At 71.1% G+C, this 12,798-nt stretch carries 11 protein-coding genes; 5 read left to right on the forward strand and 6 right to left on the reverse strand.

Features of this window, described 5'->3' with window-relative positions:
- From G3I60_RS02120 to G3I60_RS02145, 6 genes are all read right to left on the reverse strand, one after another.
- Positions 1 to 1,314, reverse strand: coding sequence for an NAD(P)/FAD-dependent oxidoreductase (locus G3I60_RS02120; RefSeq protein ID WP_164292467.1), 1,314 nt, complete (start codon positions 1,312 to 1,314; stop codon positions 1 to 3).
- A gap of 190 nt (positions 1,315 to 1,504) precedes the next feature.
- Positions 1,505 to 2,575 carry an ABC transporter ATP-binding protein gene (locus G3I60_RS02125; RefSeq protein WP_164292466.1) on the reverse strand — a complete coding sequence of 357 codons (1,071 nt, stop codon included), beginning with the start codon at positions 2,573 to 2,575 and terminating at the stop codon, positions 1,505 to 1,507.
- A gap of 5 nt (positions 2,576 to 2,580) precedes the next feature.
- Positions 2,581 to 3,474 carry an ABC transporter permease gene (locus tag G3I60_RS02130; protein ID WP_164292465.1) on the reverse strand — a complete coding sequence of 298 codons (894 nt, stop codon included), beginning with the start codon at positions 3,472 to 3,474 and terminating at the stop codon, positions 2,581 to 2,583.
- Positions 3,471 to 4,367 carry an ABC transporter permease gene (locus G3I60_RS02135; RefSeq protein WP_164292464.1) on the reverse strand — a complete coding sequence of 299 codons (897 nt, stop codon included), beginning with the start codon at positions 4,365 to 4,367 and terminating at the stop codon, positions 3,471 to 3,473. The genes G3I60_RS02130 and G3I60_RS02135 overlap by 4 nt, the downstream gene beginning before the upstream one ends.
- Before the next feature lies 1 nt (position 4,368).
- Positions 4,369 to 5,505, reverse strand: a complete 1,137-nt coding sequence (locus tag G3I60_RS02140; protein WP_343240771.1) for a spermidine/putrescine ABC transporter substrate-binding protein — start codon at positions 5,503 to 5,505, stop codon at positions 4,369 to 4,371.
- A 213-nt stretch (positions 5,506 to 5,718) separates the two neighbouring features.
- Positions 5,719 to 6,891 carry an aromatic ring-hydroxylating dioxygenase subunit alpha gene (locus G3I60_RS02145; RefSeq protein WP_164292463.1) on the reverse strand — a complete coding sequence of 391 codons (1,173 nt, stop codon included), beginning with the start codon at positions 6,889 to 6,891 and terminating at the stop codon, positions 5,719 to 5,721.
- A 565-nt stretch (positions 6,892 to 7,456) separates the two neighbouring features.
- Between G3I60_RS02145 and G3I60_RS02150 the strand changes: the two genes are divergently transcribed.
- The 5 genes from G3I60_RS02150 to G3I60_RS02170 all read left to right on the forward strand — a co-directional run bounded on the left by G3I60_RS02150 (position 7,457) and on the right by G3I60_RS02170 (position 12,792).
- Positions 7,457 to 7,906: a hypothetical protein gene (locus G3I60_RS02150; RefSeq protein ID WP_164292462.1), complete on the forward strand. Its 450-nt coding sequence runs from the start codon at positions 7,457 to 7,459 to the stop codon at positions 7,904 to 7,906.
- Entirely contained in the window at positions 7,903 to 9,135 is a 1,233-nt protein-coding gene (locus G3I60_RS02155; RefSeq protein ID WP_164606446.1) for an NADH-ubiquinone oxidoreductase-F iron-sulfur binding region domain-containing protein, read from the forward strand. The genes G3I60_RS02150 and G3I60_RS02155 overlap by 4 nt, the downstream gene beginning before the upstream one ends.
- 76 nt (positions 9,136 to 9,211) lie before the next feature.
- Positions 9,212 to 9,403: a ferredoxin gene (locus tag G3I60_RS02160; protein WP_164292460.1), complete on the forward strand. Its 192-nt coding sequence runs from the start codon at positions 9,212 to 9,214 to the stop codon at positions 9,401 to 9,403.
- A 2-nt stretch (positions 9,404 to 9,405) separates the two neighbouring features.
- Positions 9,406 to 11,466, forward strand: coding sequence for an acetate--CoA ligase family protein (locus tag G3I60_RS02165; RefSeq protein WP_164292459.1), 2,061 nt, complete (start codon positions 9,406 to 9,408; stop codon positions 11,464 to 11,466).
- Positions 11,467 to 11,619: 153 nt separating this feature from the next.
- Entirely contained in the window at positions 11,620 to 12,792 is a 1,173-nt protein-coding gene (locus G3I60_RS02170) for an acyl-CoA dehydrogenase family protein (RefSeq protein WP_164292458.1), read from the forward strand.
- Positions 12,793 to 12,798 lie beyond the last annotated feature (6 nt).

Consider the following 12,798-nt stretch of genomic DNA (forward strand, 5'->3'; position numbering starts at 1 on the left):
TCAGCCACGGGTCAGCGCCTCCTGTGCGGTGGCGCGGCCGGTACGGACCGCACCTTCCATGTATCCGGCGACCCACTGGTCGGAGCCGCACACGTAGAACGGCGGCTCGTGCGTGCCGTGCAGCGGGCCCACCGCCATCACCTCGCCCGGCGTCCACTGGGTGACGTACCCCTGGGTCCAGGGATCGGTGCCCCACAGCCGCAGGTAGCAGGACTGGGGGTGCAAGGCCCGGTCCCCGAACAGTCCCGCGATCTCGCCGAGCAGTTCCGGGGTGCGCAGATGGGCGGGGGTGCCGAGCAGGACGCCGTACCGCTCGGGCGGGACGAGAGCCGACAGGATTCCGTCCTCCTGCGGCCAGGTGGAGCCGAGCGTTCCCTCGCATTCGGACAGGCCGTTGCGTCCGCCGGCCTGCCAGAACGGCTCGCTGTACACGGCCGCGAACTTCGCCGCCACGGCGTTGCGCTGACGGTGCAGCGAGGCGAGCCGCTCGTCACTGACACCGGTGACGGCGACCGAGCGCAGCGGACCGACCGGCAGGGCGCTGACCACCGCGCCCGCGGTCAGGATCTCGCCGGTGGTGAGGCGGACCGCGCATCGGCCGGGCCGGATGTCCACGGCCGCCACCGGCGACCCCAGGCGGACGCGGGAGCGCAGTTCGCGCCCCATCACCTCGGCCATCGTCGCCGATCCCGCGGCCAGCCGCAGGCCCTCCCAGTCCTCGTAGTCGTAGTGCCCGGCGCTGGGCACCGCCGCGTTCTTGCGCAGCGCGGCGAGCAGTGAGGTCCGCTCGTAGGATCCGCTGGCCAGGCTGAGCTGGCCGATCTCCCACAGCCTTACCACCGCGGGTGAGGCATGGCGCGAGCGCAGCCAGCCGCCCACCGAGAGCCGGTCCAGGACGGCCGCCTCCTGATGGGACCACGGGTCGTCGGGGTCGACGGTCGCGGCCATGGCCACGAATTCGGCGGTGAGCCGCTCGTGCTGCGCCTGGTCCCCGGGCCCGAACCAGTGGGGCGGGTCGCCGGCGGAGTCGGCCTCCGGCGTGGATCGGGTGATGAGTCCCGGCTCCGCCACGTAACTGGGCACCAGCTCCAGGCCGAGATCCGCGGCCAGGCCCAGGTACGAGGTGTGTGCGCGGCCCACGACCTCCCCGCCGAGCTGGACCCGGCGTCCGTCCGGCAGCGCCGCCTGCTCGACCCTTCCGCCCACCCGGTCCCGGGCTTCCAGGATCAGCACGTCGGCGCCGCCTGCCGCCAGGTCCCGGGCCGCGGCGAGTCCGGCCAGGCCGGCGCCGAGCACGATGACGTCATGGTTCATCTCGTTCAGTCCTTTGTCTTGGTGTCCGGCGCCGTCGACCGCGCCGGGGCACACCGCTCCGCCGGCCCGGCGGAGCCCATGGCTCGGAGCCCAGGGGGACCTGGGGCCGGGTGCACGGGAGTGGCGGAGCGGTGTGCGTGTGGCGGGGCGGTTCGCCGGGGGTGGGGCGATGGTGCCCGGAGCGGGGGGCTCAGCTCAGGACGAGGCAGTGCTCGGGTTTCCAGCCGAGTTCCACGCTCTCGCCACCGCTCCACCGGTCCTCCATACGGGACCGCGCGGTGTTCTGTTCGAGCGCCGACAGCGTGACCCCCGGCGCGAGTTCGATCAGATAGGTCGTCGTCGGACCGGAGTACACCGTTTCCCTGATCGCTCCGCGCATCACCGACATGCCGGGCTCGAAGTCGGACAGCCAGATCTTCTCCGGCCGGATGGACACGCTCACCGCACTGCCCTCGGCAACGCCGTCGCGGCGGCCCACCGGTAGCGAAAGCCCCTGTTCGAGCATGATCTCGCCGCCGCGATAGGTCCCGGTCATCAGGTTGGAGGTGCCCATGAAGGCGGCGACGAAGCGGCTGGCGGGGTGCTCGTAGACGTCCTCGGGTGTGCCGCACTGTTCGACGTGGCCCGCGTTCATCACGGCCACCCGGTCGGACATGGTCAGCGCCTCGTCCTGGTCGTGGGTGACGAAGACGAAGGTGATGCCCACCTCGCGCTGGATCTGCTTGAGCTCCACCTGCATCTGCCGGCGCAGTTTCAGGTCCAGAGCGGCCAGCGGTTCGTCGAGCAGCAGTACCGCCGGCCGGTTGACGAGTGCCCGGGCCAGGGCCACCCGCTGCCGCTGGCCTCCGGACAGGGTCGCGGGCTTGCGTTTGGCGAGCCCGCCGAGCTGGACCAGGTCCAGCATGTCGCCGACCCGTTGCTTGATCTCCGCCTTGGGCACGCGCTTGCGCTTGAGGCCGAAGGCGATGTTGTCGGTGAGGCTGAGATGGTCGAACAGCGCGTAACTCTGGAAGACGGTGTTGACGTTGCGCTTGTTCGGCGGCAGCGCGGTCACGTCCTCCCCTGCGAGCAGCACGGCGCCCTCGGTGGGGTCGGCGAATCCGCCGATCATGCGCAGGGAGGTGGTCTTGCCGCAGCCCGAGGGGCCGAGCAGGGAGAAGAACTGGCCTGCCGCGATGTCGAGGGTGACGTCACGGACGGCGTAGGAGTCCGCGAACTGCTTGGAGACGCCGTCGAGCCGGACTGCGGGAGTCGTGTCCATGGCTGTCACTTCCCTGAGAGGAGATCGAGGCCGCCGCGACGGCCGAACAGGCGGGGTATGGCCAGGGCCAGCGCGATCAGCCCGATGGATCCGGCGAGCATCAGCGTGCCCAGGGCGTTGATGGTGGGCTGTACCCCGAAGCGGATGGCCGAGTAGATCCGCACGGACACCGGCTGGGGATCGACGCCGGTGGTGAAGTAGGCGAGGACGAAGTCGTCGAAGACCAGCGCGAAGATGAGCACCGCGCAGGCCAGGACCGCGGGCAGCAGAGCCGGCAGGGTCACCAGCCGCAGCGCCTGCCACCGGGTGGCGCCCAGGTCCATCGCGGCTTCCTCCACCTCCCCGTTGAGGGCGGCGACGCGTGAGCGCAGGATCACGGTCACGTAGGAGATGGAGAAGGTGATCTCGGAGATCATCACCGTGCCGGTGGACAGGGTGATGCCCAGCCCCTTGAACAGCAGCATCGACGCCACCCCGGTGACGATCTCCGGTGTGATCAGCGGGACCAGCAGGACCAGGCCCGCCAAGGAGCCCAGTCGGCTGCGGCAGCGGACCAGCCCCAGGGCCAGCGCCCCACCGAGCACGATGGATCCGGCCATGGCCACCAGCGAGATCTGCAGGCTGGCGCCGAGCGAGCCGAGCAGCACGTCGTCGTGGAGAAAGGCGCGGTACCAGCGCAGGCTGAAGCCGCCGAAGACGGTCAGCGATTTCTTGGAGTTGAACGAGTACAGCACCACGACGACGATGGGCAGGTAGAGCAGCGCGAAGAACAGCGCCGTGACCGCGATGGCGAAGCGGGGTTTGCGCTCGGCGCCGTGCCGCCGGGCGCGCGGGCGCCGGGCCGGTGGAGGCAGGGCCGGGGACGGCCGGGTGGCGGTGGAGGGACTGTCTACGGTCATTGGCGGGCCTCCGCCTCGTCCTTGCGGGTGCGCCGCAGGTAGCCGAGCATGCCGATCAGCAGCACCAGCATCAGCATCATGGTGAGAGCCGAGCCCAGCGGCCAGTTCTGGCCCTGGAAGAACTTGTCCTGGATGAGATTGCCGATCATGATCTGGTCCGGTCCTCCCAGGAGTTGGGCGCTGACGAAGTCGCCCATGGCCGGAAGGAAGACCAGGACCAGGCCGGCCGCCGCGCCCTGGCGGGTCGCCGGGAGCGTGACGTGGAAGAACGTGCGGACCGGGCCGCCGTACAGATCGCGGCCCGCCTCGATGAGTGAGACGTCCATGCGTTCCAGTGCCGCGTACAGCGGAATGATCATGAAAACGATGAATCCGTAGACCAGTCCGGCCACGACGCCGAAGCCGGTGTTGAGGATTTTCGTCCCGGAGTCGGCCAGACCGAGCTTGCGCAGGGTGGTCAGGACGGGCCCGTCGTCGGAGAGCACCACCGACCAGCCGTACATGCGCACCAGGTAGTTGGCGAAGAACGGCACGACGATCGCCGAGATGAGCGCGTTCTTGAACCGTTTGCCGTGCAGGGCGATCGTGTACGCGACCGGGTAGGCCACCAGCAGACAGATGACGCAGGTCAGCAGGGCGTAGCCGAGGGAGCGCAGCATGACGTCCGCGTAGGCGGGGTCGGCCAGGGCCCGGATGCTGCTGAGGTCGAAACCGAACCGGGGGTTGCCGAGGTCATCGGTGGTGCCCACGGCGAGAGTGGCCACCAGGAGCAGGGAGGCGATCAGGAAGCCGGTCATCCACAGGGTGCCGGGGACCATGAGCCAGGTCCACAGCCGGGCGCCGGAGGCGGAGGGGCCGGGAAGCGGGCGCCGTGCGCGCTTGAGTCGCAGCATCTCAGCCGGCCTTCACATGGGTCCAGGCGGTGTCCCGCGCGTCTTCCTGTGCGCGGGTGCCGTTCCGGAAGAACAGGTCCGCCTTGAGGTCGTCGTCGGTGACGATGCACTCGGGGAAGGGTTTGACGAGCGCGGCGTAGACGTCCTCGGTGCCGGCCACCGGCATGGGGTAGCCGATGTACTCGATGTTCTTCTTCACGTTCTCCGGTCGGAGCATGTAGTCGATGAAGAGCATCGCGGTACCGGGGTGGCGGGCGTTGGAGGGGATGGCGTAGCAGTCGGAGTTGATCGGCGTGCCCTCCCTCGGGGCCTGGAAGCCGAACACGGTGGGGTCCTTGGCCTGGTTGAGCATCGCGGCCATGTCCCCGCTCCAGGCCTGCGATATCGCCGCGTTGCCGTTGAGCAGGTTGTTGTAGCTGTCGCTGGAGAAGCCGCGCAGGCTGGGGCGCAGTGTCTTGAGCAGCGACGTGATGCGGTCCAGGTCGCCGGTGTCGCCGGTGGTGATGCCGAGGCCGAGTTTGAGGGCCGCCATGCCGAGGACCTCGTCACGGTCGTCGAGCAGGAACGTCCTGCCCTTGGCTTTCCTGTTCCACAGGTCGTCCCAGGAACCGGTGAGGTCCCCGATCTGGTCGCGTCGCCAGCCGATGCCGGTCTTGTAGACGGTGAACGGCACCGTGTGCGCGGATCCCGGGTCGTACCAGGGGTCGGCGAAGTAGGCGTGCCTGCCGAGGACGGACTCGCTGTGGGCGAGTTTGGCGTGGTCGATCCGGCGCAGTTTGCCGCCTCTGGCCAGCCGTTGGGCCCACTTGGCCGTGGGGAAGATGACGTCGTAGTGGTTGCCGGCGTTGAGTTTGGCGACCATGCCTTCCATCGAGTCGAAGTTCGACTGGATGATCTTGACGCCGTACTCCTTGCGGAACCCGTCGAAGACGGCCGGGTCCACGTAGTCGGCCCAGTTGAAGTAGACGAGGTCGCCGTCGACGCGCACATCGATCGGGGCACCGGCCTGGTCGTCGGAGATCTTCGCGGGTGCGAACCCGCAGCCGCCCAGTGCGGCGGCACCTGCGGCGCCGAGGGCGCCGAAGGCGGCCGCGCGGAGCAGGGAGCGTCGTGATGGTGGAGGTACCTCGGGGGACACGGATCGTCCTCTCCGTAGTGGAACGGCACAGCTCCAGGGCTGGACCGGCATGAGGGTCACGGAGGCCCTGTCTCCGCGGTAAGGAAAGCCGGTCTGGGGAAGTGCGTGCAGCGCCGGGGGCCCGGCGATGTCAGCGGGTGCCCGGTAACGCGGCGCGGGACGGAGGCGCGCCGTCGAGGGGAGCTGACTTCCGGCGCCGGGCCGGGGCCCCGCTCACGGCCGGGTCCCCTCGATGTCGTCGCGGAACCGGCGGGCGAACCAGCCGACGGCGGCCTCGCGGCGCGACAGCGGCCCGGGTTCGTATCCCGGTGTGCTGAGTCCTGCCTGGACGCGGGCGACCAGTTCGGCGTCCTCGTCGTTGGTGATCCAGCCGATGTGGATGTTCAGCCGCCTGGCGAGCCGGGTGCGGGCACTCGTGCCGCGCCGGGTGTAGAAGGCTCCCGGCAGCGCCGTCCGGTCGTGCGCGGTGGGCAGGGCGGTCCAGGCGATCACGTGATCGGGGTAGAGGTCGATCAGGGTGTTCGGATAGATCACCGCGTAGCGCCATACCCGCCGGTCCGCCTCGGCCAGGCCGGGCATGGGGGCGGCGACCCGCTGGTAGAGGCGCTCGGCCCAGTTCGATGAGGGCTTGTCGCGGAGTGGGGACTCGAACAATGCGTACGACTCCGTGATGTCGACGGTGTACCCCTGATAGTCGAGCAGTCGCATCAGTCCCGGATGGGCGACGGGCACGTGGTAGCCCTCCAGATAGTTGTCGACGACCACCTTCCAGTTGGCTTTCTGCACCTCGGCTCCGGCGACGTCGTGGATGCGGCCGCGGCCCACCGGTACGAGATCCGGGCCGGCGTAGTGCCCGATGGCCTCGGCCAGGCCGGCGCACTGTTCCGCGAGCGGCACCGCGCCGGGGTCGAGGTTGGCGAACACGAAGCCGAGGAAGGACTCGACGCGGACAGAATGCAGGCCCAGGCGCGGCTTGTCCAGGCACGGGATCTGCCGGGCCTCGGGGGCGCCGACCAGGGATCCGTCCAGCCGGTAGGTCCAGCCGTGGTACGGGCAGCGGATGGCCTTCCCGGACGGTTCCGGTGAGCCGACCAGCTGGGTGCCGCGGTGCCGGCAGACATTGAGGTGTGCGGCCAGGCCGCCGTCCTCGGTGCGGACCACCAGTACGCTCCGGCCGGCCACCGTGGCGGCCAGGCGGGCGCCCGGCCCGGGAAGGTCGGTCTCGTGGCAGACCAGCTGCCAGGACTTGGCGAAGACGAGTTCGGTCTCGGCCGTGGCGATGGCCGGGTCGGTGTAATAACGCGCGGGGAGCGCTTCCCCGGGTGAGTTCTCGGCGGTGCGCGGAGCGCCGTCGGCGACGGGCACCTGGGTGGTCGGGGGCTGCATCGGATCCTCCTCCACGCCGCAGCGGCGGCGATGGGTGGTGAGGCTGCGCAGGGGTGACTGCCGGCATGGGATCGGCCGGGCCGTAACCACACTGACTAACTGGTCAGTCAGATTGAATCCATTCCCCGGCGATGTCAAGCATTGCGGACTGGCTAACTAGTTAGTTAGTCTCTGCGCTGTCGGACCGCCGACGACCCCGTAGCCCGTACCGGCCCCGTTGCGACCGTCCGGTGTGTACGGGGCCGTTACCGGCCCCCGGACCGGCATCCGGCCGGTGCCCCCGCGAATACACCGGCCGGGTGCCCCGGGAGATGCCGGCATCCCGGACCGGAGCAAACCCAGGCCACAGCCGGCCCAGGCAACAGCCACCCAAGGCCACAGCCACTCAGGGCTACAGCCATCCAAGGCCGCAGGGTCTCGGCGAGCAGCAGCCCGCACCGGGCCCGCCGCCACCGGCACGCACCCTGTCGCATCCACCCCGAACCACCCACCGCGAACCACCCACCGCGAACCATCCGCCCGCCTCGGTCCCACCGAGACCGGCCCTTCGTACCCGGAGGCACGCATGAGCTGTCGTCGGAATCTGGTCTGGCTCGGCCTCACCCCCGAGCCCGAGCGGGAACTGCCTACCGTGGTGGCAGCCCTGCGCTTCCGCACCCACGGGTCCGGCACACACGGCTCCCGTCCACACGGCTCCCGCACACCCACCGGCACACCGTCCGGCCTGGCCGAAGCCGAACGGCTGCGGGTACAGGAGCTGATCCTGCACGGCACCCGGCACAGCTGGCTCCGCTACCTCGGCGAGGTCACCGCCCTGGTGGTCGACGCCGCCGACACGCCGGCCCACGGCGACCCGGAGGCCGCGCTGACCGCCGGCGACGTCGTCCTCGACCACCACCGGATGCTCATCGGCCTGCCCGGGCCCGGGTACGAACGCACCGCCGCACAGCGGCAGGCACTCGAAGAGGCGTTGCGGCGCCTCAGGAACCGCACCCGGAACGAAGGCGCCGCATGACCGAGATCCGTTCCCTGATGCCCCCGGGCCGGCGCCGCCTGCTCACCGCACAACCGCCCGGGGGAGAGGACCTCAGCGCCTACCTGGCGACCGGCGGCTACCCGCCCGCGCCCGACCCCCGGCGGCTGCTCGACCGCGTCGCCTCCCGCGGCCTGCGCGGACGGGGCGGGGCGGGATTCCCCACCGCCGACAAACTCCGGGCGGTCCGTGACGCGCCAGGCCAGGCGGTCGTGGTGGCCAACGGCGAAGAAGGCGAGCCCGGCTCGGCGAAGGACCGCTGGCTGCTGCGCTCACGCCCCCACCTCGTCCTCGACGGACTCCGCCACGCCGCATCCGTGACCGGAGCCGAGCGCGGCTACGTCTACCTCTCCGACGCCGCTTCGGCCGACAGCATCCGACGGGCCCTGGCCGAGCGGCCGCCGGACACCCCCGTCGAGGTCGTCCTGACCGAGCACACCTACGTCGCGGGTGAGGAGACCGCCGTGGTGCGCCGCATCGACGGCGGCCCCGCACTGCCCACCGCCAAGCCCCCGCGCCCGTTCGAACGAGGCGTCGGTGGTGCGCCGACGCTGGTGGCCAACGTGGAGACCCTGGCCCGGCTCGCTCTGCTGGCCGCCGGACCGGGCACCGCTGCCGCGGCCGACTCCTACCTGGTGACCCTCTCCGGCGGCCGGACCGAACCCGTACTGGTCGAGGTGCCGAGAGGCACCAGCTTGCGGTCACTGGCCGACACCCACACCTCCGACGGGGCCACGGCGGTGCTCATGGGCGGCCTGTTCGGCGGGCTGTACGGCGACGGCTGGCAGGACCTGCGGCTGGACCACGACGAACTCGCGGCAGCGGGCACGGCGCTCGGCTGCGGGGCGATCCGGTTCCTGTTCCCGGAGGACTGCCCGGTTGGAGCGGCGGCGGACGCCGCCGGTTTCCTCGCCGCGCAGAGCACGCGCCAGTGCGGCGTCTGCGTCTCCGGTACGCAGGCGCTCGCCGGCGCCCTGGCCGCACTCGCGCTCGGAAAGGCGTCCGCCCAGGACACCGAGAACCTGCTGCGTTGGTCCGCCGGCCTGCCCGGCCGCGGCGCGTGCGGCCTGCTCGACGCCGCAGCACGCACCGCCGGAACCCTGCTGCGCCACTTCCCGGACCTGGTCCGGGCGCATCTGGGGGTGCCCTGCCCGGACTGTGCCGCCGCTCCGCCCGACGGCGGGAACCGCTTGACGGTCGCCGTCCCCTGAGCGGACCCCGCCGCCTCAACGCCGCCCGAAACCGCCCGACCCCACCCGGACCGTCCCGATTTCTTGAGGAGCACCCATGAAACTCCAGCTGGACTCCACGCTCTGCCAGGGCTACGGCCTGTGCCACGAACGGGCCCCGGAACTGGTCGGGATCGACGAGTGGGGCTACGCGCACCTGATCGCCGCAGCCGTCCCCGGAGCTGCCGCCGAAGAGGCCGCCGAAGCGGTCACCTCCTGCCCCAACGCCGCGCTGCGACTGGTGAAGTGACCATGGGACGTGACCTGTCGGCCCTGTTCGACCCCATGTCGGTGGCCATTGTCGGAGCCAGTGACGACCCGGCCAAGTACGGCCACGCCATAGCGGCCCAAGCAGTGCGCGCCCCGCACCGCCGCCCCGTCCACCTGGTCAATCGCCGCGGTGGAACGGTCCTGGGCCGGACCGCGGCCACCAGCCTCACCGCGATCGGCGAACCCGTCGACCTGGTGGTGATCTCGGTCCCGGCCGCGGGCTTCGAAGCGGCCGTGGACGAGGCGCTGGCCTGCGGCGCCCGCTCGATCGTGGCCATCACCGCGGGCTTCGCCGAGACCGGACCAGCCGGACGCGAGCGTCAGCGGGCCATCGCCGAACAGGTGCGCGCGGCCGGTGCGGTCATGGTCGGACCCAACTGCCTCGGCATCGCGGACAACACCACGGACCTCCATCTCGCCTCCGACCACTTCACCCCCGGCGGTGTGGCGCTGCTGAGCCAGAGCGGCAACCTCGCCCTGGAGCTCCAGCTCCGTTTCGGGGCGCACGATCTGGGCTTCTCCAGGTTCGTGTCACTGGGCAACCAGGCCGACGTCACCCTCGTCGACCTCCTCGCCGACTGCGCCCTGCACGAAGGCACCCGGGCGATCGCGGTCTACGCGGAGGACTTCGCGGACGGCCGCGCCTTCGCCGAAGCGGCCGCCGCGGCCGGGAAACCGGTCGTCCTGATGACCGGTGGCCGCGGCGACGCCTCGGCCCGCAGCGCCCAGTCGCACACCGGAGCACTGACGACATCCGCGGATGTCGTCACCGCGGCCTGCCGTGACGCCGGCATCGAACTGGTCGCCACACCGCGCGAACTGACCGTCGTCCTGGCCGCCCTGAACAGCGGCCGGCGATCCCGGTGCCACCGGGTAGCGATCGTCACCGACGGCGGCGGCCACGGAGTCATCGCCGCCGACGCCGTGGAAGCGTCCGGGCTGACGGTGCCCGAACTCGGCCCGGCCACCCAGGAGAGCCTGCGGGCCGCGCTGTGGGAGCAGTCATCGGTCGTGAACCCGGTCGACCTGGCCGGTATGGGCGAGCAGAACCCCGCGTCGTACGCCGCCGCGGTGGCCGCGCTGCTGGACGCCGAGGAGACCGACGCCGTACTGATGACCGGGTACTTCGGCGGCTACGCGGCCGGCGCCAACGGTCTCGGCGCAGGCGGGACGGCACTGGCGGCCGGTGAGACGGCGGCGGCGCGGGCGATCGTCGCCCATCAGCGCACGGTCGCCACACCGCTGGTCGTGCAGTCGATGTACCCCCGGTCGTCCAGCTGCCGGACCCTGGCATCGGCGGGAATCGCCGTCTTCGGCGCGACCGAGGACGCCGCCCGTGCGCTGGCCGCCCTCACCGCGCCGCCGCACCCCGCGTCGTCGGGCATCCTCCCGCTGCCACCGGCCGCCGAGCCACTGCGCGAGACCGGCTACCTGGCGACCCGCCGCGCGCTGGAGGCCGCAGGAATTCCCTTCCCGGCGGTGCGCGAGATGCGTGACGAGGAGGAGTTGCTCGCCGCCGCCGACGAGATCACCGGCCCCTACGTCCTCAAGGCCCTGCACCTGCTGCACAAATCGGATTCCGGCGGCGTGGCACTGAACCTGTCCGATCGTGACGCCCTGCTCGCCGCCTTCGGCGACATGCACACCCGGCTCGGTGCACCCGCGTACTCGGTGGAGGCCATGGCTGATCTCTCGGACGGGATCGAACTCATCGTCGGCGTCAACCACGATCCCCGATTCGGGCCGGTCGCCATGGTGGGCCTCGGCGGCGTCCTCGCCGAAGCGCTGCGGGACGTCGCGTTCGCCCTCGCCCCCGTCTCCGCCGAGCGTGCCCGGACGCTCCTGCGAAGTCTCCGCACGGCCTCCCTGCTCGACGGCGTACGCGGCAGGCCCGCTGTGGACGTGTCCGCCGCGGCCGAGGCCATCGAACGGATCACGGCTTTCGCGGCCGCCCACCCCGAGATCGCCGAACTGGAGATCAATCCGCTGCTGGTACGCCCCGACGGCGTGCTCGCCCTGGACTCACGAGCCGTACTCGCCTGACGGGCGCCCGCAGTCCGTGGCCCGTGGCCCGGCGCACCCGTAGCGGACCCCCGGACCACCTCACAGGAATCAGCCGGACCCAGCCGGACACCTCGGGTCCGCCTGATCCGCAGCCCCGCCCAAGCCATCCCTCGAGCCCCCGAAGAGGCCCTCATGGATATGCGCTACACCACCGAACAGGCCGACCTCAAAGAGCGCGCCGCCGCATACGCCCGGCTCCTGATGGGCTACGAGGATCAGTCGGAGAAGGCCGGCGGCCCGCTGCCGAAGGAGACGATCGTCGAGTTGACCCGCGCGGCCATGGACGCCGGGGTCTACGCCATCAACATGCCCGCCGAGTGGGGCGGAGCCGGGCTGAGCCTGCTCGACCAGGTCATCGTCGAGGAGGAGTTCGGCAAGGTGACCAACTGCCTGTGGGACATCCCCTGGCGCCCCGCGAACGTCCTGGCCCACGGTGACGAGCGCCAGCGGGAGAAGTACCTGCTGCCGGTCATCCGCGCGGAGCGGTTCGACGCCTTCGCGGTGACCGAGCCCGGTGCCGGATCCGACCCGTCCTCGGGGACCAGCACCGCCACCCGTACCGAGGGCGGCTGGCTGCTCAACGGCGAGAAGTGGTTCGTCACCTGCGGCGACATCGCCGACTTCCTGCTGGTCCAGGCGGACGCCGGACCCGAGCGCGCGCCGACGTTGTTCTTCGTCGACAAGGCCGCGGCGGGAGTGACGATGACGCGGGTCCCGCAGTTCATGCACAGCGCGGTGAACGGGCACCCCGAGTTCACGTTCACCGATGTCCACGTCGGCGACGAGGACGTGCTCGGCGGCGTCGGCGGGGGCTATGAGCTCACCAAGGAGTGGTTCACCGACGAGCGGCTGATGATCGCGGCCCGGACGGTCGGCGCCGCACAGCGCGCTCTGGAGCTGGCCAGGGAATGGGCGCTGGGCCGCGAGCAGTTCGGGTCCCGCATCGCCGACTTCCAGCTGATCCAGGGGATGCTGGCCGACTGCGCCGTGGACATCGCGGTCAACCGCGCCTACACCCACCAGGTCGCGTGGGAGGCCGACCAGCCGCACACCGACCGCAAGATCCTGCACGCCAAGGCGGCCACCGCCAAACTCTCGGCGAGCGAGGCCGCGGGCCGGGTCATCGACCGGTGCCTGCAGATCTTCGGCGGCCGTGGTTACGACCGCTCGTACCCGGTGGAGCGCATGTACCGCGAGGTCCGGGTGGACCGCATCTGGGAGGGCACCTCCGAGATCCAGCGGCTCATCATCGCCAACGAACTCATCAAGCGCGGCACCGGATTCCTGGCCGTTCCCACGCCCTGACCCCGC

Origin of the sequence: Streptomyces sp. SID13666 (assembly GCF_010548325.1) — a bacterium.
In the GTDB taxonomy this organism is placed as follows: Bacteria; Actinomycetota; Actinomycetes; order Streptomycetales; family Streptomycetaceae; genus Actinacidiphila; species Actinacidiphila fildesensis.